Raw genomic sequence first — 25,390 nt, forward strand, 5'->3', positions numbered from 1 at the left:
GCCCGTGGGTTCCACAGCTTCGAAAGCTACCGAACCCGAATCCTGTTTTACTGCGGGAAGCTCGACATGGCAATCTGACAATGCAGTAGTTTGCCGAAGAGCGACCCACTAAATTCGACGAAGGGCCTTTAAAGATATCCCTTCCCCACTTTACCTTTTTCTCTGATATTAAAAATCCTACATCTATCCACTCACCTGTCAGTAAGCCGCCCCCAAAACCATTCAAATTTATATCAACATTTTTTATCACTTGAGAGATAAATTCCCCACCATGCATATGCTTCATATCCATCATACCATCTGTGTTCCAGATCATCTGCATACGGGGCTCAAACCAATTACCACTGGTAAAATGAAACTGTTCGTGTCGCCACTGAGACCGTGATACAACCTGTTTGGCAATCTCAATATCATCACAACCAGGCACGCCAAAAGTATAGGCATACCCTTCATAGTCAGGATAAAGCTTGTTTACAGCCGCAAAAATCGCCCTCGAATCAAGTCCTCCACTCAGGCTAATTCCGATTAGCTCATCCGGATTGAATCGCCGCTGCACCGATGTCATGAACGCCTCATGCAATGCATCGACTGCATCATCAAAACTGAGTTGAGACTGCTTGATCTCTCCCCATGTCCAGTAATACTTTTGCTCAATAGTATTAGCAGCAATATCATAATCAAGAATTGTAGCAGGCTTTATCAACCGAATATGCTCGAACCACGTATGCTCCCCCATCAAATAGCCTAGATCCATAAAACATGGCAACGAAAATCTGTCAATACTTCGATCAACCTGAGGTAATGCTAAAATCCCTTTCACCTCTCCCGCCCAGGCAAAGACTCCATTTCTATGATACCAGTACAACATGCGCATGCCGCACCGGTCCGAAATCAATTTCACTTTTCGTGCTTTTTGATCGTACAATGCAGCACAAAAGTATCCATCAACCTTGTTGAGAAATTGTTCAAGTTGATTATTCCGGTACGCGTACAGAATCCACTCAGGAAAATCTGCATTCGTTACCCTTGACTCCTTCTGCCAGCCGGCATCCTTGACAACTTCAGGGAGATTGTAGACCTCTCCTTCTATCCAGACCCTGTTTTGGGTCTCATCGCAAAAAGGTGATGATGGCATACCTATTTTGCCAAGATGCACCCTGCTCGCAGCAACATCTTCATCACGGAATGATTGATCCTGATTGAAATGCGGATAGAGGTACATCGCCTCACTCATTGCCTCTATCCCTGATGCAGTCTTGTCACTATCCAAAGCAGAAAAACCGAAAATCCCAGGCATTACTTATTTCTGAAAATGTTCAACAAAAACTTTCGCTCTACCACCATCAAATAGAGACCATACAACAGACCGTAACTTCCTGCCAAGACACCGATGCGTGCGATCAACGATAAGCTATCAATCAGGCCAACCAGTGTTACAGAAACTGCACCTATAGCGAATGCGACAACAAATATCTTGAGAAGATGAACAACAACCGGCTTGTAATCCAATGCCCCGATACGAGCGACCAGGATATGCCATACCAATCCGACAGTCAGAGAAAGCCCGAGAAGAACGAACACTGCGCTCTCTGCTGAAGGTGACATCACCAAAACAATATAGAGACAAAGTGACACAATCAGGGCCCAGGCAAGATTCCACCAGAAACCTACATCAGCTCGGCCCATTGCCAGAAGAAGTGCTCCACCAGGATTTCCAATAGCTTTCAACACGCCAATAAACACCATCACCTGAACCAATACAGCAGTTTGCGACCAACCTTCACCGAATACCAGTAGCACCACATCATGTGCATTGATAAAGAGAAACGCGAGTATGGGCACCGTTACAAGGCTCAGTAACTTCACACTGACTGCATAGTAGCGGGATCGACTCTCGGGGTCATGCTGCAACTTAGCATACATCGGAAAAGCCACCGTGTTAACAACCGGGTTGATCTTCCGGAGTGGATATAGTGTCAGCTGCGAAGCCATATTGTAAAAGCCAAGAGCTCCCATCCCCACAAACTTACCAATAAGAATCTTGTCAATATTAGCCGAAAGGTAGTTGATAGAACGCTCCCCCATCTGATACAACCCAAAACCGTAAAACCCTTTCAGCTCTGAATGCCGAAAAACTAATGATGGCCTATGATGCCGTTGCAACCCTACCAGGAGAAACCCTGCACTGGCCACGCCAGCAGTTACCAGCATTGAGATTACTAGAGACCACACCCCCATTCCTGACCATGCAAGCCAGATAGCAACACTTGTACCGATGATCTCAGAGGTAATAGTGATAAGAGCAATGGTAGCAAACTGAAGTTCTTTCTGACAAAGAATCCGGTATTGCTGGCCAAAAGCAGTAATCACAAAAACCGACGACACCACAACGGTCAGCAGCACCAAGTCGGGTTCACTGTAGTACAACGAAATAAAGGGAGATAGAATAACTAACACTAATGCAAGCGCAATCCCGCTCATCAGGTTCAGCCAGTACAAGCTCGACAGTTGATCATGGGTAATATTCTGGCGATGTATGATGGCATTACTGATTCCCATGTCAGCAAATGCCTGAGAAAAACCTACCAAGACCATCACTATGGCCATCAGGCCAAAATCATCGGGGGATAAATACCTTGCAAGAACAGAGATTTTTAATAACTGGAGGACCGTAGAAGACAGCATTGCAAGCGACGTCCATGAACCTCCTTTCAGAGCCTTTTTCTTTAGGCTCACAAGTAAAAATGTCTCATCATTATCATAACAATTTGGTTAACTAAACTTTCACGCCTTCCTGGCAGTCACATAATACCCTGTCGTTTCATGAGCCCAGTTCCTGTCGAGTTTGTCGAGGTATGGAGCACATACCTGACCGAGATACCAGAAAGGGATTAATCCGGCCTTGATGAGATAGCGCAATGGCCTTGGGCCCCGGATGAAACGGAGACTGAAATAATTCATTTTGAGAGTTATCATCGAAAAGAAACCGGTTTGCGGCTCAACGTTGATATCTACAAAACCTGCCTCTTCAAAGAGGTGCTTCAAGCCATAAGGGGTATATCGGAAATAGTCATGCGGTGCTTCATGCACATGCCACTGAAAAGGTACCTGGAGAATCATTCTGCCCCCCCCCCCCCCCGCAGGATCCTGTATGCCTCTGCAAGCAAAGTACGAGGGGAATGAAGGTGTTCGAGCACGGAAAGAGAGATCACAGTATCTGCGACACTGGATTCAATCGATAAGGGTTTATTGAGATCAGCCAGAATATCTGCCTTCAAATCGTGCAGACTTTCAGCCCAATCAACAGCGACATATTGATCGGCGTGCTGGAGAAAGAAGTCCTTATACGGCGACTCGCCTGAGCCGAGGTCATACATCACGCCTTGGTAGTACGGGATGTACTTTTCTAAGGAACGATCCCCGAGATTGTATACAAGCCAGTTATGTGGGCGTCTGTTCGTATGTGTATGACTGATCATAAGAAACTATGTAGATATCGTAATGTCTGATGAATTGGGATTAAAGATCTGGAATAGATTCATATGCCTCACGAAGATCGCTTCCTTCTGGTAGTTCCAACGCCACATAAGACTTAATGCCATTGATGTGAGGTTGTAACTTTTCTTTTAACCACTGGTATTTAATACGTATAGAGGGATCTTTCAGTGTGAGCCCCTCAGCCACAATTTTTTGTAGTTTAGACAGGTATTCCGGATAATCAAACTCTGGAGCGTCAAGTTCTTGCTGGGCACCGGTTATGTAATCGACATAATACATGCCGTCAAAGTCCTTTTTAAGCAAATTCATTATGCTATTCGCCTCTTGATCAGGACGATTTTGCGCTCCATGCGCCTGTATTCCTAACTGAATAATAGACTCGCCAAATATCACTCTTGGATATACCGCTGCTTTTGATTCAAGTTCGTAAGCGTTAACCATTCCAGGACCGAACAAAACTTTCGGCGTATGCACGAGTTTTCCCTGGGCCACACCTCCCCTGCAAAGAATGCCATTAAGAGCAAGATTAACCTGAACCCACATAATGTCAAGAAGAGCATAAAAAACACCACTCTCTTCTGTAATATTGAAAGAAATCACAACACAGTCAGAGAATTGAGTAACCTCAGTACCGAAACGTTCCTCTGATTGATCTATATCAAGAATTTCCCTTATTAGATTAAACACCTTAATAAGGTGATCAGTACGCTCCAGATCTTCCTCTCCGCCCCTAACAATTGTATCATTCACATGTTTTTTGAATCCAAGAATATCAAGAAAACAAACCACTTTATCTTGATAGTTCATCATAGTAGACTTCATTTTCCGGATAACACAACTTAAGGGGATCTCGAAAAAATCTCTGATGCGATAAATTGTTATAAAAAAGCAATATAGCTTACCAAAAAAAGGCCCGAATCCCGTATTTTATGGCAGAATCCACTCCATTTCCCCCTCTGCCATGAAGAACATCAATCCACTGGGCCTTTTCGACGAGCATTTTCTCCTGGAACGCCTGACGAAACTGAAGGATCCGCTGGTGAAACTCGAGTCGTACATCAACTGGAACATCTTCACTCCTGTTCTCGATGTCGCCTTTACCAAGCCGTCCAACAAGAGTAGAATGGGCCGCCCTCCGTTCGATCGCACGATGATGTTCAAGATCCTGATCCTGCAGAGCCTCTACAGCCTTTCGGATGACCAGATGGAGTATCAGATCACAGACCGGCTGAGCTTCAGGCGCTTTCTCGGCCTGAAATCGAGCGACAAGGTTCCTGATTCGAAGACCATCTGGAAGTTCCGCGAAACCCTCATCCAGGAAGGCGTCATCGAAGCGCTGTTCCACCGATTCAACGAAGCCCTTGACGAGCAGCAGCTTTTCGCCAACACCGGAAAGATCGTCGACGCCAGCTTCGTTGAAGTTCCCCGTCAGCGCAACAGCCGTGAGGAAAACCGGCAGATCATGAAGGGCGAAACTCCCGAAGCCTGGAAACAGAAGCCCAACAAGCTCCGCCAGAAAGACCGTGATGCCCGCTGGACAAAGAAGAACCAGATGAACTTCTACGGCTACAAGAACCACATCAAGGCCGACGGCGGCACGAAGTTCATCGCCGACTACATGGTGACCGACGCCTCAGTCCACGACTCTCAGGAACTTGAAACGCTTCTGGACAAAGCCGATGCTGGACAGAGCCTGTTCGCAGACGCCGCTTATGTGGGTCAGGAAGAGGCCATCGAGGCGTGCAGCATGACAAACATGGTCCAGGAAAAAGGCAACCGGTACCATAAGCTTACCCAGAGCCAGAAAAGCACTAACCGGCTCACTGCCCGTTACCGCGCGAGGGTCGAACATATCTTCGGGTTCATGACAAACACGATGAACGCCATGTACATTCGGACCATCGGCTACGCGCGCGCGACAGGGAAGATCGGCCTGGCCAATCTGACCTACAATATGATGCGCTGCATCCAGCTCAATAGGGTAATCCATGGCGCCTCCTTGGGATAAGTGCGCCCAAGAGGCCGTTAATGGGGGCTTTTCAGCTCAAAATCAGTCAAAGAACAGTATTTTTCTAGATTGAATGTGTTCCAGCCAGAACTACCTGGCAGGAATGATATCTCAAAATTCAGTTAATCGAGGTGCCCAATAGACTGTGGGGCGATTTTTGTCAACTCACTCATCTTTTAACAAGAGACCTGCTTCAAGTTCAAGTAATTTCCTGCGTCTTTCATTGACCCTCACAGCTGGTCGCCCAGCATAAACCCCCCATGGCTCAGTAGAATCCTGCAATAAAGATAGTGCTCCAATTGCGCAACCTTCAGCAATAGAAACCCCAGGAAAAACAATGCTACCTGCCCCAACAATAACATGTCGACCCAATACAACTCTTAACTTCCGCTCTCTTTTATACTCATCTGGAACTGTTGGATTTGTCAAGGTCATCCCACTGTAATCATCAGACTGCGAGAATACCATTACATGATAAGCTAATCCAGCAAAGTCTTCAATACAAACGCCTTTTTCGCCACCAGCCACTAAACAGCCCGCCGCCAAATGAACATGCTTACCTATTGTGACATTCCCAGAAATCACACAATAATCGTCAATCCGAGATTTCTCTCCAATACTAACTGAATCACAATTATATATACTTGCCTTTGTACTCACCAAAACATTTTTGCCAACATTTTGGAAACCCATTCTTACAAGCTCATCACATGAATAGTAGCTCATTTCAGAAGTTCTTTAACTTGTAATCTTAAAGTTTCTTCAGTAAAATACTTGTGCACATTCTCGACATTCTTGTCAGCATTAAACTCATACGAAACAACCAGCGAGAAATTTCTTACATCAAAGACACGCACACCTAAATCATCAAACAGTTTCCACTGACTCACATCACTCCTCATATAAACTTTCTTGCCTAGTCCAAGAAGAGTGATGGTATTCCCCATCGCCTGCTGGCGCCTATGATTGAATACGGCTATATCAATTTCTCCTAAAAACCTCAGATACTCTTCATACGGCATAAAATCCAATAATGCCACAAACTTTTCGCCAAATATTTCCTTACCCCTAGTCTTTACCTTGTATGCATGATCCTTGGGACCATAAGATAATGGAGCATAAATCCTTATATCTTCATCTCGATATTTCTCCAAGATTTCGAGCATCTCAAAATGCTCATTCGACGGATCGGCAGAGTTACCGATCTGAATATTGATTGTTGCGCTTTTTTTAGGAGGTACATCCAAGCCATTGAACACATTGCTCAGATACATCAGGCATTCGTGACTCTTGCCTCTTGCTCCATACCATTTCCTTGCAAGCTCTACATCACCCTCAATGTAAGTCACAAGATGCCCCATCCTCTTTATCACAAAGCGCCTAAATACTTCCCGCCTCTCCCATGCCTTGTCACGTTCAGCCAATTTAAACGAATACAGGTCTCCTCCCCATATCACCCAATAACACTTTCTCAGCAACCATGGATTAAACGCCAGTATTTTTACAACATTTATATTCCACAATCCATGCAAAATAATTTTGTCAGCACGATACATTTTAAGCAATAAGTCGCCATACGCCAGTAACTTGTTATTTAAATCCTCCCCGAACCTAACATCATCCCTTTTCTCCACAGGATATTGACTTCTGTCACCCCAGAGATAGAACATGTGTCTATCAAAATCATCAAAGTGATCCCTCAAAAACTCTATGAAAGGGTTAATAAACTTATCTAATGTTGCTACATGCAAAATCATTTTACCCTCGTTCACATGCGTCCATTGTTGCAGCAACCAACTCCACAACTCTTTCCTGCTCTGTATCCGACAAATCTACCCAAAGTGGCATTCTTACAACCCTGTCAGCAAGTTCCTCTGTATTTTTCATCGCTCCATGCACTCGTCCATATTTTTTCCCTGCAGGTGAACTGTGCAGAGGGACGTAATGAAATACCGTATGCACCCTCTGCTCTTTTAATGCTTTTATCATGCAGTTTCTTCGTGTATGAGTATCAGTCAATACATAATACATGTGTGCATTATGCTCGCATCCCTTTGTAATCAAAGGCCGACGCAAAACTCTCCTCTGCTCCAACTCTTCGAATTCATTGTGGTATACATCCCATTGCCTCAAGCGTATATGGTTGATTTTGTCAGCTTCTTCTGCCTGTGCCCAAAGAAATGCAGCAATAATCTCACCCGGCAGATAGGATGAGCCGATATCAATCCAGGTGTACTTGTCCACTTCGCCACGAAAGAACTTGCTTCGATTGGTACCCTTTTCCCTGATAATCTCAGCACGCTCGATCAATGACGGATTATTAATCAGTAATGCTCCGCCCTCCCCTGAGATAATATTTTTTGTCTCATGAAAACTCAATGCACCCAGATCCCCGATGGAACCTAGCGCTTTGCCTTTGTAATACGCTGTAACCCCCTGTGCCGCGTCTTCGATTACCAGCAGCTTGTGTCGCTTGGCTATATCCATGATGACATCCATCTCACATCCGACGCCAGCATAGTGAACCGGAACGATTGCTTTGGTTCTTGGTGTAATCGCCGCTTCAATGAGCGTTTCGTCGATATTGAGGGTATCAGGCCGGATATCAACAAATACGGGTACACCTCCTCTCAACACAAACGCATTGGCGGTCGATACAAAGGTATATGATGGCATGATCACTTCATCCCCGGGTTGGATATCAGCAAGGATTGCCGCCATTTCAAGTGCTGCCGTACAGGAATGGGTCAGCAAGGCCTTCCTGCACCCGGTAGTCTCCTCCAGCCACTGCTGGCACTTTTTCGTAAAGCTTCCGTCGCCGGCCAACTGGCCTTTGGCATGAGCCTGGGCTATGTACCAGAGTTCTTTACCGGTGATATGCGGCTTATTGAAGGGGATCATGTCGTTGTATTTTTTCCGTTCCGGCTGATAAGGTAGGAGCGCGAATGGTGATGACAACACACCAAGCCCCCGCGCCCGCTAAAGCACACAGCATTTTTGATGGGTGGGCAAGGAGTGAATCAGGGGTGTAAACCGTAACAGGAAGTTCAGCGGCTGAGCCTTCCGATTCTTCTTTGCGCATTGCTACTTGGGACATGAAGGAATGAAAAGCTGTTTAATTCTCACAGGCCATTGTCAACTCATAGCCGTTCGCCCTCAACAGCGCATGGCGCTTTGCCTGGTCAAGATCATGCGCCACCATCTCCTCGACCATCTCGTCCAGCGCAACCTCCGGGATCCAGCCGAGCTCGTCCTTGGCCTTCGCCGGATCACCCAGCAGGGTTTCGACCTCGGAGGGACGGAAATAGCGCGGATCGATGCGAACCACAACCGACCCGACACCCGGCCCGGAACCCTGCTCGCCAGTCGAAGCAACGACGCCGACCTCTTCTTTCCCCTTCCCTTCCCACCGAATCGCAATACCCAGCCTTGCAGCCGCCTTCTCGATGAACTCCCGCACGCTGTACTGCACCCCGGTGGCGATCACATAATCCCTCGCCTCCTCCTGCTGCAGCATCATCCACTGCATCCTGACGTAGTCCTTCGCGTGCCCCCAGTCGCGTTTGGCGTCGAGGTTGCCCATGTAGAGACACTCTTCGAGTCCTTGGCTGATGTTGGCAAGCGCCCGGGTGATCTTGCGCGTGACGAACGTCTCTCCCCTGCGGGGGGATTCGTGGTTGAAGAGAATGCCGTTGCAGGCGTACATCCCGTAGGCCTCCCGGTAGTTCACCGTGATCCAGTAGGCGTAGAGCTTGGCCACGGCGTACGGGCTCCTCGGATAGAACGGGGTGGTCTCCCTCTGGGGGATCTCCTGCACGAGCCCGTAGAGCTCGCTGGTGCTTGCCTGATAGAACCGGCATGTCTTTTCAAGCCCCAGGAACCGTATCGCCTCCAGCAGGCGGAGCGTGCCGAGGGCATCGACGTCCGCCGTATACTCCGGCGACTCGAAACTCACAGCAACATGGCTCTGGGCGGCGAGGTTGTAGACCTCGTCCGGCCTGATCTCGGCGATGAGGCGGGTAAGGTTGCTGCTGTCCGAGAGGTCGCCGTAATGCAGGTGCAGGTTCGTCTTGCTGGTGTGCGGATCCTGGTAGAGGTGGTCGATACGCTCGGTGTTGAAGGACGAGGAGCGACGTTTGATGCCGTGCACCTCGTAGCCCTTTTCAAGCAGGAGTTCAGCAAGGTACGATCCGTCCTGGCCGGTGATGCCGGTGATGAGTGCTTTCTTCATGTATGCGTATAATTCTTGACGAAATCATCGTAAGCGACCCGCAGGCCGTCCCTGAGCGTAATCTCAGGCGTCCAGCCGAGCCCCTTGAGCCGTGAACTGTCCATGAGCTTCCTCGGCGTGCCGTCGGGTTTCGTGATATCGAACGTGATCTCCCCCTCATAACCAACCACGTCGGCTATGGTTTCGGCCAACTCCCTGATGGTAAGATCTGAACCGCAACCAACATTGATGTGACTCAGCATCGGGCTTGTCTGCGCTTCATACACCGCCCTGTCGAGATTCATCACATGCACCGATGCCGCGGCCATGTCATCCACATAGAGAAACTCCCTCCTCGGCTTGCCGCTCCCCCATATCACCACGCTCCCATCACCCTTCACCCTCGCCTCATGGAACCGCCTGACAAGCGCCGGGATCACATGGCTGTTCTCGGGATGGTAGTTGTCGCCGGGACCGTAGAGGTTCGTCGGCATCACGCTGCGGTAGTCGGTGCCGTACTGGCGGTTGTAGCTCTCGCACAGCTTGATGCCGGCGATCTTCGCTATGGCGTAGGGTTCGTTCGTCGGCTCAAGGACGCCGGTCAGCAGCGCATCCTCGCGCATCGGCTGCGAAACCTCCCGCGGATAGATGCAGCTCGACCCCAGGAAGAGCAGCTTCTCCACCCCGGTGCGATACGCCGCATCGATGACGTTCGCCTCGATCATCAGGTTCCGGTAGATGAACTCGGCCGGGAAGGTGTTGTTGGCGTGGATGCCGCCGACCTTGGCGGCTGCGAGATAGACCTGGTCGGGTTTTTCCGAGGCAAAGAACTCCCGCACCGCCGCCTGTTCCGTCAGATCAAGCTCAGCATGCGTCCGGGTGATGATGCCTGACTCGGGATGACCGGATGCGAGCAGGCGGCGGACGATGGCCGAGCCTACCATGCCCCGGTGGCCTGCGACGTAGATCCTGGGGAAGCTCTTTGGGAAATCACTCACTGCTGACTGCATAAAACGTTTTCTGTTCGACAGATGTATTCTTCAAGATCTACTCTTCAAGATCTACTCTTCAAGATCTACTCTTCAAGATGTGCTCGTCAAGATGTGCTCGTCAAGATCTACTCGCCACCAAACCTGCGCCCGCTACCCCGCCCGCTCTTCCTCAGGCGCTTCGAGATACGAGGTATAGCTGCTCCGGCGGTAGCCGTAGTAGCCCTTGTAGCCGTACCGGCCGTAGTAGCGCCCGAAACCGCTCGTCCCTATCGGGTCGACCGGACCGATGACGGCCACGCCGAGCAGGTTCTTCTTGAAGTACTCGATCTTCTGGACCTCCCTCAGGAGGTTCTTGTTGGTGAGCCCCACCCGCACGACCATGATGATGCCGTCGACCGCCTGGGAGATGAGCGCCGCATCGCTGAGCAGGAGCACCGGAGGCGAATCGAGCAGGACATAGTCCCACTCCTTTTCGAGCTCCCCGACCAGCTCGGTCATCCGGTTCGAACCCAAAAGCTCGTTCGGATTCGGCGCCGCGCTGCCGGCCGCCAGAAGGAAGAGGTTCTCATGCAGGGTGGTCGGCTGGATCAGCGAGTGCACGTCGCCCTGCACGCCGGCCAGGTAGTCGACGAGACCGGGCGACTTGTTGCTATTGACCAGCCGGTGCTGGTTCGGACGGCGAAGGTCGCAGTCGACGACGAGCACCCGCTTGCCGGTGAGGGCGAAGGCGGTGGCCAGGTTGACGCAGACGGTCGACTTGCCCTCACTGACCTCCGTACCGGTGATGAGCAGGCTCTTGATGTTCCGATCGGCCTGCGAAAAGACCACGTTCGTACGCAGTTCCCGGAAAGACTCGGCAAGCTGCGAAGCAAGCCGGTCGACGATGAGGAGCGGCTTGCGGCCGGAACCGTCGGGAAGCGGCTTGCCGAGACTGCTTTTACCTTTCGACCCGCCGGACGAGCGCCTCTCCGCCTTCGCAGCGCCGCCGAGCGGCAGCGGCAACGCGGGCAGGCGAGCGGCAACGCCCTTGAGAAGAGCCGAAAGACGCTCCCGAAGCCCTCTCTGCTCTGTTTCGCCGACGAAGGGGATGAGCGCCAGCGGGACGAAGCCGTGATTCTCCAGGAAATGGTCATCCCTCACTGAATGATCAAGCATCTCCTGCACGAAGACCAGAACCCCACCGAGGCCGAGGCCGAGGATGAGCGCGGCCAGCAGGTTCTTCTTCATATTCGGTGAAACCGGCCCGCCGAGCGGATAGGCCTCGCCGACGATGACCACCTTGCCGACCTCGGAGGCGATCTGGATGCGCGACTCCTCGAGCTTGCCCTTGAGGAAGGTGTAGGTGTTGGTGAGAACCTCCCGGTCACGCTGGAGACGGGCGAAGGTGAGCTGCTTGACGGGAAGCTGGTTGAGCTGAGCGTTATAGACCCCCTTCACGCGCTGGTACTCTTCTGCCACGTAGCTGAGCTCGGCCAGGCGGACATCGATCTGGAGCTGCTCGGAGATGAGGTCGAACTGGTACTGGCGCGCCGCGGAGGAGTAGGCCAATTCGCCGGCCAGGCTGTTGCGCGTCACATCCAGCAGGCGCTGCTTGAGCAGCTCGAGCTGCTGGCGGCTTTCTGCACTCGGCTCCTTCTCCACCCCGATCAGGGACTTCTCCTCGTTGCGGATGCGCGCCTTCAGCTCGCCGGCCTGCCGGTCGATGCTCTTCGAGACCTTGGCCATAAAGGCTTTCTCCTCCTCGGAGAGCTTCGTGACGATGAAGTCCCGGCGTTTGCGCAGGATGTTCTGCTCTGACTTGGCATCGTTGTAGCGGGACTCCGCTTCCACAAGACGGGTAAGAAGGCTCTGGGCGTTGCCGGTGAGCTCGTAGATGTTCTCCCGCTTCATGTAGGCGGAAAGGCGGGCGTCGACGTCATTGATCTCCGCCTTCTGCTTGTCGAGCTGCTCGGTGACGAACCCCTTCACCTGCATGGCCCGGTCGGCGTTCCACTCGATGTCCTTGCGCATATAGGCCTTGCAAAGCGCGTTGGTGAGCAGGGCCGCCTCGTCGGCGTAGGGACTGGCTACCGTCACGTTGAGGATATCGGTCTCTTTCGCACTCGATATCGCCACCCGGCCCTGGAGCCTCGCCGCAAGGAGCTTGAACATCATTTCACGAGGCATCGACCCGAAATCCACTGGTTCGGACTTGATTCCGAAGAAGTCTGCCAGAGGCGCCGTATAGGGTCGTTCACCGAAAAGCTCCAGCTTCTGCCGACCGGGCTCGTCGTACAGGTCGCGCACGACCTCTTCGGCCAGCGGAGCAGACTGCATGAGCACGATGTCATTGCCCAGCGAACCGGATAATGAGATATAGGGGTTGATGCCCCCAATTTTATCGTCGCCGCTTTTCTTGATGAGCACCATGGCCGGGTAGCGGTACTCAGGGGTCTGGGAGAAATGGAACAGCACCCCTCCCAGCATGACCAGAAGAATCACTAAGCCGATAAGCCTCTTTTTGACCCAAAAGAGCTGAAGCAACTCCTGAACAGAGACCTGAGGCTCGAAATGACCGGCCGCGGCTTGAGTTATCGACGGCTTGGATTGTGATAGGGACGGCTGACTCATTTACGGCGTATTGAAGACCATGGACTTACCATGGATTATGATAGACACTATAGACACTAACTATAGACCCGCAGGCGCACTACGCCTCGGCACAAATACAAAAGGAAAACTCCGGAACGAAAACCGGCGCAGGAGCTCGCACCCAACTCTTAATTGTTGTTATCGATCAAATAAAAGAGCGTCAACACCGAAACCGCCAGCCCGGTATACTGCGCCACCTGCCCGAACTTGAGCCCGCGGTCCTTCGGGAAGACGACGGTGTCGTTCGGCTTCAGCTGGACGAAGCCCGAACGCTCACCGGTCTTGAAATACTCCTTGAGATCGACCGTATAGACGACCGGCTCGCCCTTCTCGGGACGGTAGCGCATGACCTTCACCTTCTTGAGGTTGGCCCGGTCGTTCGGGCCCCCGACCATGGCGAGCACGTTGCCGAGGTCGGCATCCTGGCGCATCACCTGGAACCCCGGCTTCTGGACCTCGCCGAGCACGTTGACGTACATCAGGATATTGCCGGTGTTGTCGGTGAAATAGGTGTCGAGCGGCACACCGAAACTCGGGGAGCCCGGCTGCTGGGCAGACGGGTGCACGAACGGGCTGTAGCCGCTGTACGAGCGCGAAGAGGAGGGCGAAGAGAAGGAGGAGCCGCCGGAGAAGGACTCGGCGGAAGCGGCGAGCGGAGCAAGGAGCATCTGGCCGGCAAGGAGGAGGGCCGAGCCCTTCTTCAGGATCTGGTTCATGGCAATATCGGATCTGGGTTCAGGAAGAGAGAAACGCATTCAGCGCGCGATACACCGACAGAGAATGCAATAGCAAACTAATATAACGCACCGCCGCGACAGCACACAACGACGAGGACGGAACGGCACCCGGGCTCACCGCCCGGCCGCCGCCCCGGAAGGGCTCTGCACACGGCGCGTCACGACAAAACGGTAGAGCAGGGCGTAGAAGAAAAAAAGCCCGATAAAGAGCAGCCGCAAGAGCGACGCGTCGCCATAGAGGAGACAGGCCGCCAGGGCCGGAGCGGCCGCGAACGTCCAGCAGAAGGGAGAGACCAGGCCGTTGGAGAGCCGGGGATCGAGACCCGAGAAATACCGCTCGACGATATTGAGGTGGATGAGGCTGTGCAGATGCGCCCGGTCCGGTTCCCCCGGACTCATGCGCCGGGAGAGCCGGCGGATCATGCTGAAGAGGGTTTCGACGACCGGGTAGGCCGCAACGAGCACCGGCGCCCAGACGGAGACCTCCGGGTTGCGCGCCGGCAGCATGACCGAGACCCAGGCCAGCAGGAACCCGACCAGATAGGCGCCGCCGTCGCCCATGAAGATCAAGCCGAACGGGAAGTTCAGCAGCAGAAAGCCGAGCAGGACGAGCAGGACGGCGAGGGCCAGCATGGCGAGCTCCGAATCGCCGACCTGGGCGGCGATGAAGGCCAGCGCCCCGAACCCGATCGCGGCGGAACCGCCGGCCAGGCCGTTGAAGCCGTCGATGATGTTGAGCGAATTGGCCACGCCGCCGACGGCGAACGCGGTGAAGGCAACGGAAATGACGGGAAGGGAGAGGAGGGGGTCGACGAAGGGAAGGGCGACATGGTCGAGGCGGTAGCCGGTCAGCAGCCAGGCGAAAAAACCGCTCAGCATGGAAGCCAGGAGGCGCTCGTTGACGCCGACCCGGCCCGTGATGTCCTCGACGAAACCGGAGACGAACGCCGGAACGGCCGCCACCAGCGTGAGCAAGAAGAGCCGGGACGACCCGGCGGGGACAAGCAGCAGGGCGGCCACGAGCCCCAGGAGGATCGCCAGGCCGCCGATGCGCGGCGTATCCCCCACGTGGACCTTCTGCACCCCCTCGCTGCTGTCGAACGAATGCCTCCCGTGCAGCCCGGCGGTGGCGACGAGCAGGAAGGCGACGAACGAGGTCACCGCGAAGGGCACGACGAGCAGCGCGCCGGACGGGAACGGAACAGTCGAGAGGATGGACGAGGGAATGGGGGCGTGCATGAGGTAACGGGAAAAGGGAAACGGAGCCGGATCGATCCGGCCGGAACGGCTTCGCCGCCTTCAGTCACAGCGGCCGAACCGTTCCGACTAAAAAAGGCAGATGAGCACATCCCATTGCGGCCTCTTACAACGGCCGCCGACACAGACAAAACACGAACAAAAAACGCGACGAATCCTGCGGAACGGAGCCGGAACGAAAGCCCTGCAGGCGCAGATATATACAAAATACACATATACCAACCAAACCTGCCGGATCTTTCCAACAGAGCCGAACCGTGCGCTAATTTACCTCTTTTCACTTCAAAAACAAAAAAAACGCATCGGCAACCGAGCAGCATCGACCGTGACCGCACAGCCCCGGGATGCTCCCAGGAAAGCTTGCCGTCACCGTTCACCGAGTGCAACCCCACCCGGCCATGCAGGGACGCCTCATCTCCCTCCCTCCCTCCCTCCCCGCCCCCCCCTCTCTTCTCCCTCGAAGGAGAGGAGAGCACACCCGGGGGGGCTCATCGCCTACTGCGCGAGGGTTTCGGGACCGCAACCGGCCCGGACACCGCCCCGACCCCCGCAGCGCAACCACAATTCACACAACCGTAACACACGAAGGGAGGCAGAAAAACGGCGTATCCCTATCTTGACTCCAGCGTACCCCCACCGGCTCGAAGCCGGGGCGATCACGCCAGCGCCCCTGAAGCGCCCGACACACAACCCGACAGCACCGAAACACACAACCCGATACGCCGCCCGACGCCAACGCCTCAGCCAAACCGCCCCGACCACCACCGAATCCATCCCCTGAACAACCCCTTAAACCGCCCTCTTCCGATGCCCCCCCGACTCCCGGCCGGACTGCTCCGCTTTATGCCGCTCATCGCCACGATCCTCTTCCTCGGAGCCTCCACAATCCTCTTCGTCCTGCAGACCGAGCTGGCCCAGGAAGACGCCTCGCGGGAGATCTCGCTCAACCTCGACGACGCGGCCGGACGGATCGAACGGAACCGGCGGACCCTCGAGGCCCTCCGGGCCGAATCCGACGAGCAGTCGATCGCCAAGACGCGGGCGTTCGCCTCCGCCATCGCCCTCGACCCCACGCTCCTCTCCTCGCCCTCGCGGCTCGAAGCCTACCGGAAGATGCTCAACGTCGACGAACTGCACGTCGCCGACGAGCGCGGGGTGCTCACGGCCTCGACGAAGCCCGGCTACGTCGGCTACCGCTACGACTCCGACCCGCAGTCGGCCGTCTTCATGCTGGCCGTCGACTACCCCGCATTCGCCCTCGCCCAGCGCCCCATGCCGAAGGGAATCGACAAGGAGCTCTTCCAGTACACGGGCGTAGCGCGCATCGAGCGGAGGGGGATCGTGCAGACCGGCTACCGGCCCGAGCGCCTCCAGCGGGCGATGGAGGCCGCCGACATCGCAAAAATCGCGACGGACATGCGCATCGGCAAGAGCGGGGCGCTGCTCGTCGCCGACCTGGACGGAACGATCCAGAGCGCCGGCAGCGAAACGCTGCTGGGCAGGCAGATCGCCGAAGCGGGATTCGAACGCCACCGTATCAAGGGCGAAGCGGGCGAGTGCCGCGCACGGGTGGAGGGAACGGAGAGCTACTGCAGGTACCGGGTCACCGACGAGTACCTGCTCGTCGGCTGGATTCCCATGGACGAGCTCTACTCGATGCGCAACCGCTCGATGCTCGCCTTCACCCTGACGGGCCTCTGCGCCCTGATCCTGCCCGCCTTCGCCATGGCCTCCACGAACCGCGGAGGGAGGGGGAAGGAACGGTGAAGACAAGCCCGCCCACCACCGGAGCGCGCCCCCTCCTCCTGCGCCCCCTCCCGAAGCGCCTCCTCCTCGGGCTCACCCTCGCCGTCGCGGCCGCGACCCTCTACCTCGGCGCCTCGTTCGCCCTCCTGCTGCATACCAACCACAAGACGATCGAGGCGAGGGCCGTCAACGGCACCATGGCCGACGCGCGCCGCATCGAATCCTACGCGCGGGAGGTCGAGCGCTACACGGCGGAGCTGCAAGAGGCGCTCGAGGCCTCGCCCTTCGACGAACGCCGGTTCGTCGAACTCGTCTACCGCCGCGAGGCCGACAGCCCCTGGAAGGTATCGCTCGAGCTCTGCCTCGTCGATTCGGCCTCGGGGCTCCGGCGCGCCCTCGAACACAAGGAGCTCGAACCGGTCTTCAGGCGCCTCCGGCTCACCCTCACCGAACGGGCCCGGCCCGCAGAGACGCCAAAAGCGGCGCCGGCAGCGGGATGGCAGCCCGCCCGCTGGGACGGCCGAAAGCACGCCATGACGGCCGCCTACCTGCTGCCGATCGCGCCGAAGGAGGAACAACCGATCGGCTGGATCCAGGCCGGGGTCCAGATGGAGCAGCTCACAAGCCTCCTCAACCGCCGCGACATGGGAAGCTACGGCTACCGCTTCATCGCCGAGCGCGAAGGCGCGCTCATCGCCCACCCCTCCCGGGAGCTGCTGGTCCGGGGGTTCAACATCCTCCGGCACGCAGCCGCCGCCTACTCGGCCGGCAACGCCGCCGCCGTCGCGGCCGCCTTCAGGAACGGCGAGCCGACGACCGTGCTGGAGCCCAACGAGCTCTCCCGGCAGCCCTCCCTCGTCCGGTTCGAGCCGGTGGCCCGGACCGGATGGATGAGCGGCGTGACACTCGTCACCGGCGAGCTCTCCGTTTCCGACGCCGTGCTCAAGCGGCGCAGCCTGCAGCTGCTGAGCGCCGCCGTCGCCCTCCTCCTCCTCTCGGGACTGACCCTCTTCCTCTTCAGCCGCTCCGGACCCTCCCTTTCCGGGATACGCCGCCTCTCCCTCCTCTCGACCGCGCTCCTGCTTGCCGGCCTGTTGGCCCTCTGGACCCTGCAGGTCGCCCGGGGCAAGCCCTCGCCCTACGCCGAGGGGTGCATCACCACGACGCTCCAGGTCGAGCGCCACCTCGAAGCGGAACGCCGGCAGGCCCGCAGAAGCGGAGCCCCCGAGCCGCAGGCGATCGAGACCGGGATCCTGCTCCGCTCGGCCCGCCTCGACGAGGCCAGCCAGACGGCCGACCTCTCCGGCATCCTCTGGCAGCGGATACCGGACGGAACGGATCCGGCCCTCGCCGAAGGGCTGCGCTTCCCCGACCAGATCGAGACCCGGCTGCAGGAGGAGTACCGGATCAGGGAGGGGGGCCACACCGTCGTCGGCCGCTCCTTCACCACCCGGATCCGCCAGGACTTCAAAACCAGCCTCTACCCCTTCGACCGGCTCGACATCACGCTGAGGATCCGACCCCCGAAGGATTTCTCGCCCGTCCTCTTCATCCCCGACCTGGCGGCCTACAAACTCCTCTCCCCCTCGGCCCGCACCCTCGTGGCCGACAACTTCTCCGTACCGGGATGGCGCATCGACGACACCTACTTCACCCTCAGCCGCCACACCTACGGCATCGACTACGGCCAGCGACTGGCCGACGGCGACCGCTACCTCAAGGACCTGGTCCTCAACGTCTCCATGGGACGCGACTGGGTCGGCACCTTCGTCTCCGTTTTGATCCCGGTCTTCGTCATCCTGACCATCCTCTACTCCGGCATCCGCATGATCACCAACGACGCCGAAGGGCGCAAACGCTTCAACTTCGACGCCATGCGCACCTCCGTCATCGGCGCCACCCTCACCCTCTTCCTCATCTTCGCCGTCAAAAACGCCCGCGGCGAGGTGGTGGCCGAGGACATCCTCTACGTCGAGAAGATCTACTTCATGATCTACTTCGCCATCCTGGCCAACATCTTCATCGCCATCGCCCTCACCGAAGAGCACCGCTTCCCGCTCTTCGCCTACCGCAACGGGCTCATCTTCCGCTACCTCTACTGGCCCTTCTACATCGGCCTCCTCTACCTCATCACCCTCACCAGCTTCTCCTGACCATTCCCCCCCAACGAGCATTCCCCCCCAACGACGGCCATGGACCAGCCCCCCCACGCATGAAGAGGGCGAGCCGGAAGCGGCGCACGGCGCCGGAGCCCCGAGGGCCGGAACGCCAACGGGCGCCGAGAAGCGGCTACACGGAGAGCGGGAGCAGAAGCAGGAGAACGAGAGCAGAGGGAAGAACAAGGGAACGGGGAGGGAAGGAAGAACGGAGAGAAAAAAAACGACAGGCGCGCTGAAGAACAGACCCTCTCTTCAACACATGCCGCTACAGGCGCCCGCGTTCCGGCGCGTTCGGCAACCACCCCACGCAACCCCCTCCGCACCCCCTTTGCCCCCCCTCAGGGCGTTTCGCATCCGCTTTTATTGACGAAAAGAGTGACGAAAAGAGTGACGAAAAGAGTGACGAAAAGAGTGACGAAAAGAGTGACGAAAAGAGTGACGAAAAGAGTGACGAAAAGAGTGACGAAAAGAGTGACGAAAAGAGTGACGAAAAGGCGAAAGGAACAAGAGCGACCGAAGCTCTCAACGCCGCTCAAGAGCCCCGCGCCGGCTCCGCCATCCGGCCCCGCCGCCCGAGGGCGAAGAGGGCAAGCCCCCCAACCCCCAAAAGGAGCAGCGGAGCGGGCTCCGGCACGGGAGAGGGCTCGCCCTCGATGCTGAGCGCGAACAGGACGCCGGGCGACGTCGGATCATATGAGGATGAGGAGTCGAAGAAGGTGAGCGACTGCGCGCTCGTGCCGGTGATGGCGTAGGTGGTGCTATAGACACCCGACCCCACCACCGTCACCTCGCCCACCGCCGCGAGCCCCTCTGTATTCGAGAGCGTAGCGCTCGAGGAGAGGACGGTGAGGGTATAGGTTCCGGCGGCGTCCAGGTTGGTAAACGAGACGGTGTTCCGGGCGTCGTCGAGGATGCCCGTGGCGAAAATCCCGCCGGCAGACTGCATGTCGGGCGTCGAGATATTGAAATAGTCGTCCGCAACCGCCCTTCCGAGGACGTAGTCGAAACCCGACGCACTGTACAGGGCGGTACCGGGACCCTGGACCATCGAGCCCGCCGCCCAGTCCATACCGAAGTAGGCGTCGTCGCCGCCGGCGACGGGCCCGCCGCCGAGGTTGATGTAGGCGACCGCAGCCAGAAGGGCCGGACGCGGGGCAAGGAGAAGCAGCGCCGAAAGCGCCAGCAGCCTGATCGTTTTGGAGATCGTCATCCTATCCTCCCGTACTGTGGTTGGGAGGGGCCGCCGGCAAGAACGCCGCACCGCCCCACACAAAAACACACGAATGCATACGGGAACATACAAAAATTATGCGCCACCGCAAACCCCGACGCCCGAGCCCGTGCCGGGCACGCGCGTATCGCCCGGAGAAGCTACACCCTGTACAGCGGCCCCTCCACCACCGCCCGCTCCAGCTCCTCAAGACTGTTCCCGTACACCCGCCCCATTCCGAGCACATCCGCATAGAGCCGCCCGCGGCGGCTGTGCGTGCACCGGCCGATGATGCAGGTCCTGCCGGCCAGCAGCTTCTGCTCCACCATCCTCGAGGCCTTCTGGAGGGAGCGCTCCTCCCCGTCTTCCGGCAGCCGCGCCGGCGCCACGGCGGCTCTGAGCGGGGGGCGGTGGATTCCGGGCTGGCTCATACGCTTCGGGCTCTGGGGTTGGATTGATGCTACCGGCCGCCGAGCTTCCGGTAAGCCTTTTCAACAAGGGCGTTCCAGCTCTCCTCCTCGCTCATGCCCTCGTACTCGCTCATGTCGACGGGTTCGAGCTCGAGCGGCGCCCTCTCTTCGGCGGCCCGCCTACCGACCCCCTCGCGCTGCACCTCCCGCACCGTGCGGATGATGGCCGCCTCGTCGGGCAGCGGCATATAGGTCGTTCCCGAAAACTCCCCCTGCCGCAGCCGGCGCGCCACCACGACGAGATCCGAGCGGTTGATCCCCGTCCCCCTGACCGCCCCCACGAGCCCATCGAGATGCTCTCTCGTGCGTTCGGCGACGGCGGAGGCGTAGAAGCGCGCCATCACCTCGCTGTACCACTTCCCCTTCGAGCGCTGCACCTCGGCGAGCATCTCCATGACCTCACCCTGCGAGGCCCGCTCATCCCATTCCCTTCGCGCGATCTGCGATTGCCTGCATGAGCGCTGCGTGGTCGCTCTTTGCAGGCCCCTCTGCTCCTCTGCCATGACTGCCTCCCTCCAGGTTTGGTTGCTGGTTGCGGCTGAAGTACCAGGTGAAGCCCTGGTAGCCGTTGGCAAGGGTCTGGCGCAGCGCCTCACCGGCGCATTCCTCGCTCCCCCCGCTCATCTCATGGAGCTGGCGGAGGGCGACGTTCTGGACCCTGGCGTTCCGGTACGGACGGCTCTTGTTGGCGGCGTAGAACGCCCACACCCCATGCATGAACCCCTCCGAAAACCCCGGATTCAAGAGCCCCTCCGCTTCGCCCTTCCCCAGGGACTCTTCGTTCTTTTCATTCTTTCCCTTCTTGGATGCTGCCCTTTGCCTGCCCTCTTTCGGCCCATCCTCCTTCCCCTCCGCCCGCCTTCCGGCCTGCCGTTTCGGCTCTACTCCGCCCTGAAAGAAGCTGTAGTTGGTGATGGTTATCACCCGGTAGCGGTTTGTCGAACGGTTTGTCACTTCGCCTGTCGAAACGAGGTGCTCGAGCGCGACGCGTACCCTCTTCACCGAAAGCCTCAGCTCGCCCGAGAGCTGCTCGAGCCCCGTCAGCACCTGGCCGCGGCGGACACGCTGTCCGCGCCACCGGGTGTCGGCATGGTTGGCCATGAGCAGCAGGTGCACGAACAGCCGGAAGGTGTTGGCGTCGGTATACCACTCCCACTGCGCCAGCTGCCGGTGGAGCTTCACCCATCCGCCGGAGCCCTCCGCCGCCCCGCTGCCGCCGACGGCCTCCCCCGCCCTCATCGACCCTCCTTTCGATCCTCTTTGGCATCGGCCCACTCGAAAAAGCGCCTGAAGACGCCCGCACGGGTGCTGTCGATGAATCCGGCCCCCTTACCGATCACATCGATGCAGTGCCGGTTCCGACAGCTCTCGTAGACGATGAACTCCCCCCTCCTCCTGAGCAGCTCCTGCTCATCGAGATGGAGCTGCTGCGAAAAGCCGTGGCCGAACCCCCGGCACTCCGTCCAATACTCGGGCCGGCTCTCCAGGGGCCTCGTCGACATCTGGACATAGCTTCCGTTTCCTCTTTTGATCAACATAGGCGACAGGGTTTGGTTGTGAGATACGTATGCGGGGAACAGCGGCCTCAGCGTTCGCCGAGCCGGGCGGCGTAGCGCCGCCTTGCGCTCTGCTCGGCGTGCTGCATGAGGCGCTTGAAGGTCTTTTCGATCATGGCGACCGAATCGGCCACATCCGGCGGCACGGCGGCCTCGGACTGGATTCTGACATAGTCGGCAAACTCCTTTCTGAGGAGATCGAGGCGCCGCATGGTTGCAGCATGCTCCCGCTCGAGCGCCTCACGTGAGGGAGCACCCCCCGTAATCCGCTCTTCGTTCACTCCGGCTCCTCCTTCATGCTGAACTCCCGGCCCGCCCTGTCGGCGACGGGCCTGGTCTCCGGGCCGGCCTCCAGCCTTGCGCCGGTGCCGGCGTCGCTCCAGGGGACCATGGCGCCGCCCGGCGAAGGGACGAGGGTTTCGCCGGTTTCGGCCATCGAGTCGTCACGGGCGAGTTCGGCTTCGATGCCCGAGATCTCCCTGTCGAGCTCCGCGATCCCACGCTCCCTGGCGCGCGGCTGAAGCTCGCAGGGCGGCACCGGAGCCGCGCTGCGCGCTTCAGCCTCCTGCATGCGGCGCCTGCCGGACTCGATCTTCTCACAGAGGACGGCCAGCGTCGCCTCCTGCCGCGCCTTCTCTTTGGCACTGGCAGCGACACCGGCCTCGATCGCTTTGAGCCTCCTGGCCTTCTCCTGGCTGAAGCACCGGCGAAGTTCCCCGGCCGGGAGTTCCCGGCCGCAGAAGGGGCAGGATCCTTCATCGTATACCGCGGCCTGCTCACGGCTCCATTTTGCCCGCAGCCCTTCGATCTCCTCCTGAAGGGTACCGACGGCACTAGCGGCATAGTCCGCGGCGGCCGTGGCGTCCTCAATCACACGCCGGAAGGCCTCGACCTCGGCACGTGCGGCATCCTTTTGCCGGGCGCTCCTCTGCAGTGCATCTTCCCGCTGCAGGCTCCCGCTGCGGAGGCCCTCCTTCAGCTCCGTGATCTTCGCCCCGATATCGGCCGTATCGCCCGAGAGGATTGCCGCCCGCCCTCTCTTCATCCGCTCGTCGAGGGTGTGGCCGTCGAAGACGGCCTCGACCTCCCCGAACCCCTCCCCGAGACCCTCCCCGAGATTTTCATGGGCGTCGACGACCTCCTGGCCGCTCACCTCGCCGCCGATGTCGAGCAGCAGGCGGCGCCGCTGCGGCCATTTGAGAGCATTGGAATACGAAGTGCCATACGAAGCGCTCGTGATGAGCCTGAGCTGCTCTTCGGGACAGAGCGCCCGGACGGCTTCGTCGTATTCGGCCTTCGTCCTCGGGACGCCGTCGATATGGTAGAGGGTTTCATGACCGATGCATTCCGGCGCGGCGGCCCCCTTCTTCCTGCTCCACCGCTCGTTCAGGCTCTTCTTGAGCGTCGTGGCCGCACCCCCGACACAAAGGGTCGCCTCGACCGAGTGCTCGAGACCGTGCAGCGCCTCGTTGCCGGCCTCGAGCGTCTGTAACGAGAAGACCTGCTCCCCCGCCTGGCTCTTGTCGAAAAGCAGCCAGCCGAGGGCGTCGGCCACCGTGCTTTTGCCGGTGCCGGTGCCGCCCCGTATGGCGGCACCCCTGCCCTCGGGCGTGATGCCGAAGGCCTCGATGCCCGTAGAGTTCCTGAGGCTGATCCGCTCGAGGCGGATATGGCGCTGCGCCGAGTCGTTCATACGTCGTTGTTGAGTGTGCTGCATTGGATGACGAGCAGGATCGCCGACGCCCAGAACCCGGCCTCGGCACACCATGCCCCGCCGCCACCTGCCGAGATGCCGAAGAGGATCACGATGGCCTGCGTCAGCATGGTTTGCGTGAACCGGCGCGCCCTCACCGGCGCGCCGCCTCTTCGAGGCCGAGTATGTGGACGTTGGCGCTGATACCCGACTCGCCGGCCGTCACGCTGACCATCACGGGGTCGAGCCCCTGCACTTTGAGATAGAGCATCCAGGCCTCGGCGATGGCGTCCTGCGAGAGCTGCATCTGCAGCACGATCTCCCGGCAGGGTGTTGCCGGCACCCGAGTCTCCATGTTTTTTTCTGTCGCTGCTGCCATTGTCATGCTCATCCTTCCCTCCTGTTGCACCCCGGTTCCCGGCGTGTTGCAGCGAGCCCTCCGCCCTGCCCGCTTGTGACGAATGCTATCGAGATTACGGCCTGCTCATTGCCGCCGAGGAACGCTGCGACCCGTTCGTCGGCCCCGTTCCCCCTCGGCCGTCGTGCCGGCCATGACCGCTTCTCTCCTCATACCTCCTGCCCTATCGGGCTGTTATCCGGCCAAGCAGCTCCTCGCGCTCCCGCCGCGCAGCTGCCGACGATGGTCGCCGGCTGTCCCCATTTTTTCCTCTGTTTGCACATTCCGCTATGAATTCTCCTTCCTTCTTTGGATATTCTGCGTAGAAATTGGATTACATACAAGAAAACAACAACCTATTTTTACGGCACAATGGACAGCAAGATTATCGTCGAAAGACTGGAAGAGGCCCTTAACGCTCGCGGAAACAGGGCCTTAGGAGATATAATAGGAGAGAAGGAAACGACGATTTCAAACTGGAGATGTCGTCGAAGCAAGCCAAAGATCGATCACCTTATCGCAAATATTGGAACAAAAGGGGTCAACCTGCACTGGCTGCTAACCGGAGAGGGGCCGATGCTGCTGGAGAGTGCCGAACGACGGCAACACGATTTCGAAAGTGCCGGAAGGCTGATGCTGGAGGCGATGAAACTGCTGCTGCCGAAAGATCACCCACCGATCGACCAGAAATAAAAAAAGCCCCGGCAAGAACCGGGGCTTTTTACTATGATGCCCCCCCTCCTCTCGACCCCCCCCTCCTCTCCCCCCACCGTAGTCCGCATCAATCAGCCCATGCTCAGCAGCGTGAGGCAGGATAAACGACAGG

General features: G+C 57.6%; 25 protein-coding genes. 4 read left to right on the plus strand and 21 right to left on the minus strand.

All coding sequences use genetic code 11. The annotated features are described in order from the left end of the window. The 4 genes from E0L29_RS10130 to E0L29_RS10145 all read right to left on the minus strand — a co-directional run. The coding region (locus E0L29_RS10130) for an asparagine synthase-related protein (RefSeq protein ID WP_207387784.1) at positions 1–1,297 on the minus strand (1,297 nt) is incomplete at its 3' end. Continuing rightward, the gene (locus tag E0L29_RS10135) at positions 1,297–2,736 is read right to left on the minus strand and encodes an MOP flippase family protein (protein ID WP_131358537.1); all 1,440 of its coding nucleotides are present in this window, start codon (positions 2,734–2,736) and stop codon (positions 1,297–1,299) included. The genes E0L29_RS10130 and E0L29_RS10135, both read right to left, overlap by 1 nt. 380 nt (positions 2,737–3,116) lie before the next feature. After that, on the minus strand, positions 3,117–3,479 hold the full coding sequence (locus E0L29_RS11755; RefSeq protein WP_207387785.1) for a methyltransferase domain-containing protein: 363 nt from the start codon (positions 3,477–3,479) through the stop codon (positions 3,117–3,119). Between the two features lie 40 nt (positions 3,480–3,519). Then, positions 3,520–4,308, minus strand: a complete 789-nt coding sequence (locus E0L29_RS10145; RefSeq protein ID WP_131358540.1) for a hypothetical protein — start codon at positions 4,306–4,308, stop codon at positions 3,520–3,522. Positions 4,309–4,459: 151 nt separating this feature from the next. Here E0L29_RS10145 and E0L29_RS10150 point away from each other — a divergent pair, with 151 nt between their 5' ends. Continuing rightward, complete coding sequence (locus E0L29_RS10150; RefSeq protein WP_131358543.1) at positions 4,460–5,506, plus strand: IS5 family transposase; 1,047 nt, start codon at positions 4,460–4,462, stop codon at positions 5,504–5,506. A 165-nt stretch (positions 5,507–5,671) separates the two neighbouring features. Here E0L29_RS10150 and E0L29_RS10155 read toward each other — a convergent pair whose 3' ends face one another. The 8 genes from E0L29_RS10155 to E0L29_RS10190 form a co-directional block, all read right to left on the minus strand. Then, on the minus strand, positions 5,672–6,232 hold the full coding sequence (locus tag E0L29_RS10155) for an acyltransferase (protein WP_131358546.1): 561 nt from the start codon (positions 6,230–6,232) through the stop codon (positions 5,672–5,674). Further along, positions 6,229–7,278: a TDP-N-acetylfucosamine:lipid II N-acetylfucosaminyltransferase gene (locus E0L29_RS10160; protein WP_131358554.1), complete on the minus strand. Its 1,050-nt coding sequence runs from the start codon at positions 7,276–7,278 to the stop codon at positions 6,229–6,231. Before E0L29_RS10160 ends, E0L29_RS10155 begins: the two co-directional genes overlap by 4 nt. Next, a complete protein-coding gene (gene rffA, locus E0L29_RS10165; protein ID WP_131358557.1) occupies positions 7,265–8,407 on the minus strand; it encodes a dTDP-4-amino-4,6-dideoxygalactose transaminase in 1,143 nt (380 codons plus the stop codon). Before rffA ends, E0L29_RS10160 begins: the two co-directional genes overlap by 14 nt. A 214-nt stretch (positions 8,408–8,621) precedes the next feature. Continuing rightward, the gene (gmd, locus tag E0L29_RS10170; RefSeq protein WP_131358560.1) at positions 8,622–9,737 is read right to left on the minus strand and encodes a GDP-mannose 4,6-dehydratase; all 1,116 of its coding nucleotides are present in this window, start codon (positions 9,735–9,737) and stop codon (positions 8,622–8,624) included. After that, complete coding sequence (locus tag E0L29_RS10175) at positions 9,734–10,726, minus strand: GDP-L-fucose synthase (protein WP_131358563.1); 993 nt, start codon at positions 10,724–10,726, stop codon at positions 9,734–9,736. Before E0L29_RS10175 ends, gmd begins: the two co-directional genes overlap by 4 nt. A 132-nt stretch (positions 10,727–10,858) precedes the next feature. Continuing rightward, a complete protein-coding gene (locus E0L29_RS10180) occupies positions 10,859–13,318 on the minus strand; it encodes a polysaccharide biosynthesis tyrosine autokinase (RefSeq protein WP_131358566.1) in 2,460 nt (819 codons plus the stop codon). Positions 13,319–13,467: 149 nt separating this feature from the next. Next, entirely contained in the window at positions 13,468–14,055 is a 588-nt protein-coding gene (locus E0L29_RS10185) for an SLBB domain-containing protein (RefSeq protein WP_242664369.1), read from the minus strand. 135 nt (positions 14,056–14,190) lie between these two features. Further along, positions 14,191–15,315, minus strand: coding sequence for a glycosyltransferase (locus E0L29_RS10190; protein ID WP_131358572.1), 1,125 nt, complete (start codon positions 15,313–15,315; stop codon positions 14,191–14,193). Positions 15,316–16,140: 825 nt separating this feature from the next. Here E0L29_RS10190 and E0L29_RS10195 point away from each other — a divergent pair. Together E0L29_RS10195 and E0L29_RS10200 are read left to right on the plus strand one after the other, a co-directional pair. Then, positions 16,141–17,100: a hypothetical protein gene (locus E0L29_RS10195; protein WP_131358575.1), complete on the plus strand. Its 960-nt coding sequence runs from the start codon at positions 16,141–16,143 to the stop codon at positions 17,098–17,100. After that, positions 17,097–19,232 (plus strand): hypothetical protein, encoded by a 2,136-nt coding sequence (locus E0L29_RS10200; protein ID WP_131358577.1) that lies wholly within the window; start codon positions 17,097–17,099, stop codon positions 19,230–19,232. Before E0L29_RS10195 ends, E0L29_RS10200 begins: the two co-directional genes overlap by 4 nt. A 538-nt stretch (positions 19,233–19,770) precedes the next feature. Here the strand turns inward: E0L29_RS10200 and E0L29_RS10210 are convergent. The 9 genes from E0L29_RS10210 to E0L29_RS10245 all read right to left on the minus strand — a co-directional run bounded on the left by E0L29_RS10210 (position 19,771) and on the right by E0L29_RS10245 (position 24,558). Next, entirely contained in the window at positions 19,771–20,448 is a 678-nt protein-coding gene (locus E0L29_RS10210) for a PEP-CTERM sorting domain-containing protein (RefSeq protein WP_131358580.1), read from the minus strand. Positions 20,449–20,609: 161 nt separating this feature from the next. Continuing rightward, complete coding sequence (locus E0L29_RS10215) at positions 20,610–20,879, minus strand: hypothetical protein (RefSeq protein ID WP_131358583.1); 270 nt, start codon at positions 20,877–20,879, stop codon at positions 20,610–20,612. Positions 20,880–20,908: 29 nt separating this feature from the next. Next, entirely contained in the window at positions 20,909–21,421 is a 513-nt protein-coding gene (locus E0L29_RS10220; protein WP_131358586.1) for a hypothetical protein, read from the minus strand. Further along, a complete protein-coding gene (locus tag E0L29_RS10225; RefSeq protein ID WP_131358589.1) occupies positions 21,336–22,157 on the minus strand; it encodes a hypothetical protein in 822 nt (273 codons plus the stop codon). The genes E0L29_RS10220 and E0L29_RS10225 overlap by 86 nt, the downstream gene beginning before the upstream one ends. Next, positions 22,154–22,456 carry a hypothetical protein gene (locus E0L29_RS10230; protein WP_131358592.1) on the minus strand — a complete coding sequence of 101 codons (303 nt, stop codon included), beginning with the start codon at positions 22,454–22,456 and terminating at the stop codon, positions 22,154–22,156. Before E0L29_RS10230 ends, E0L29_RS10225 begins: the two co-directional genes overlap by 4 nt. 47 nt (positions 22,457–22,503) lie before the next feature. Then, positions 22,504–22,755 (minus strand): hypothetical protein, encoded by a 252-nt coding sequence (locus tag E0L29_RS10235; RefSeq protein ID WP_131358595.1) that lies wholly within the window; start codon positions 22,753–22,755, stop codon positions 22,504–22,506. Next, entirely contained in the window at positions 22,752–24,167 is a 1,416-nt protein-coding gene (locus E0L29_RS10240) for a hypothetical protein (protein WP_131358598.1), read from the minus strand. Before E0L29_RS10240 ends, E0L29_RS10235 begins: the two co-directional genes overlap by 4 nt. After that, positions 24,164–24,298 (minus strand): hypothetical protein, encoded by a 135-nt coding sequence (locus tag E0L29_RS11700; protein WP_278248914.1) that lies wholly within the window; start codon positions 24,296–24,298, stop codon positions 24,164–24,166. Before E0L29_RS11700 ends, E0L29_RS10240 begins: the two co-directional genes overlap by 4 nt. A 23-nt stretch (positions 24,299–24,321) precedes the next feature. Continuing rightward, positions 24,322–24,558 carry a hypothetical protein gene (locus E0L29_RS10245; RefSeq protein ID WP_131358603.1) on the minus strand — a complete coding sequence of 79 codons (237 nt, stop codon included), beginning with the start codon at positions 24,556–24,558 and terminating at the stop codon, positions 24,322–24,324. Positions 24,559–24,936: 378 nt separating this feature from the next. Between E0L29_RS10245 and E0L29_RS10250 the strand changes: the two genes are divergently transcribed. After that, on the plus strand, positions 24,937–25,257 hold the full coding sequence (locus tag E0L29_RS10250; protein WP_131358606.1) for a helix-turn-helix domain-containing protein: 321 nt from the start codon (positions 24,937–24,939) through the stop codon (positions 25,255–25,257). The last annotated feature ends 133 nt before the right edge of the window (positions 25,258–25,390 follow it).

It is taken from the genome of Chlorobium sp. N1 (assembly GCF_004332115.1).
GTDB lineage: Bacteria > Bacteroidota > Chlorobiia > Chlorobiales > Chlorobiaceae > Chlorobium.

What these genes read in the sequence shown, in the direction of transcription:
- E0L29_RS10210 (WP_131358580.1), bottom strand. Translation starts at nt 20,448, where the DNA reads ATGACGATCTCCAAAACGATCAGGCTGCTGGCGCTTTCGGCGCTGCTT.
- E0L29_RS10215 (WP_131358583.1), bottom strand. Translation starts at nt 20,879, where the DNA reads ATGAGCCAGCCCGGAATCCACCGCCCCCCGCTCAGAGCCGCCGTGGCG.
- E0L29_RS10250 (WP_131358606.1), top strand. Translation starts at nt 24,937, where the DNA reads ATGGACAGCAAGATTATCGTCGAAAGACTGGAAGAGGCCCTTAACGCT.
- E0L29_RS10195 (WP_131358575.1), top strand. Translation starts at nt 16,141, where the DNA reads ATGCCCCCCCGACTCCCGGCCGGACTGCTCCGCTTTATGCCGCTCATC.
- E0L29_RS10230 (WP_131358592.1), bottom strand. Translation starts at nt 22,456, where the DNA reads ATGTTGATCAAAAGAGGAAACGGAAGCTATGTCCAGATGTCGACGAGG.
- E0L29_RS11700 (WP_278248914.1), bottom strand. Translation starts at nt 24,298, where the DNA reads ATGCTGACGCAGGCCATCGTGATCCTCTTCGGCATCTCGGCAGGTGGC.
- E0L29_RS10175 (WP_131358563.1), bottom strand. Translation starts at nt 10,726, where the DNA reads ATGCAGTCAGCAGTGAGTGATTTCCCAAAGAGCTTCCCCAGGATCTAC.
- E0L29_RS10245 (WP_131358603.1), bottom strand. Translation starts at nt 24,558, where the DNA reads ATGAGCATGACAATGGCAGCAGCGACAGAAAAAAACATGGAGACTCGG.
- E0L29_RS10220 (WP_131358586.1), bottom strand. Translation starts at nt 21,421, where the DNA reads ATGGCAGAGGAGCAGAGGGGCCTGCAAAGAGCGACCACGCAGCGCTCA.
- E0L29_RS10190 (WP_131358572.1), bottom strand. Translation starts at nt 15,315, where the DNA reads ATGCACGCCCCCATTCCCTCGTCCATCCTCTCGACTGTTCCGTTCCCG.
- E0L29_RS10180 (WP_131358566.1), bottom strand. Translation starts at nt 13,318, where the DNA reads ATGAGTCAGCCGTCCCTATCACAATCCAAGCCGTCGATAACTCAAGCC.
- E0L29_RS10240 (WP_131358598.1), bottom strand. Translation starts at nt 24,167, where the DNA reads ATGAACGACTCGGCGCAGCGCCATATCCGCCTCGAGCGGATCAGCCTC.
- E0L29_RS10225 (WP_131358589.1), bottom strand. Translation starts at nt 22,157, where the DNA reads ATGAGGGCGGGGGAGGCCGTCGGCGGCAGCGGGGCGGCGGAGGGCTCC.
- rffA (WP_131358557.1), bottom strand. Translation starts at nt 8,407, where the DNA reads ATGATCCCCTTCAATAAGCCGCATATCACCGGTAAAGAACTCTGGTAC.
- gmd (WP_131358560.1), bottom strand. Translation starts at nt 9,737, where the DNA reads ATGAAGAAAGCACTCATCACCGGCATCACCGGCCAGGACGGATCGTAC.
- E0L29_RS10150 (WP_131358543.1), top strand. Translation starts at nt 4,460, where the DNA reads ATGAAGAACATCAATCCACTGGGCCTTTTCGACGAGCATTTTCTCCTG.
- E0L29_RS11755 (WP_207387785.1), bottom strand. Translation starts at nt 3,479, where the DNA reads ATGATCAGTCATACACATACGAACAGACGCCCACATAACTGGCTTGTA.
- E0L29_RS10185 (WP_242664369.1), bottom strand. Translation starts at nt 14,055, where the DNA reads ATGAACCAGATCCTGAAGAAGGGCTCGGCCCTCCTCCTTGCCGGCCAG.
- E0L29_RS10145 (WP_131358540.1), bottom strand. Translation starts at nt 4,308, where the DNA reads ATGATGAACTATCAAGATAAAGTGGTTTGTTTTCTTGATATTCTTGGA.
- E0L29_RS10155 (WP_131358546.1), bottom strand. Translation starts at nt 6,232, where the DNA reads ATGAGCTACTATTCATGTGATGAGCTTGTAAGAATGGGTTTCCAAAAT.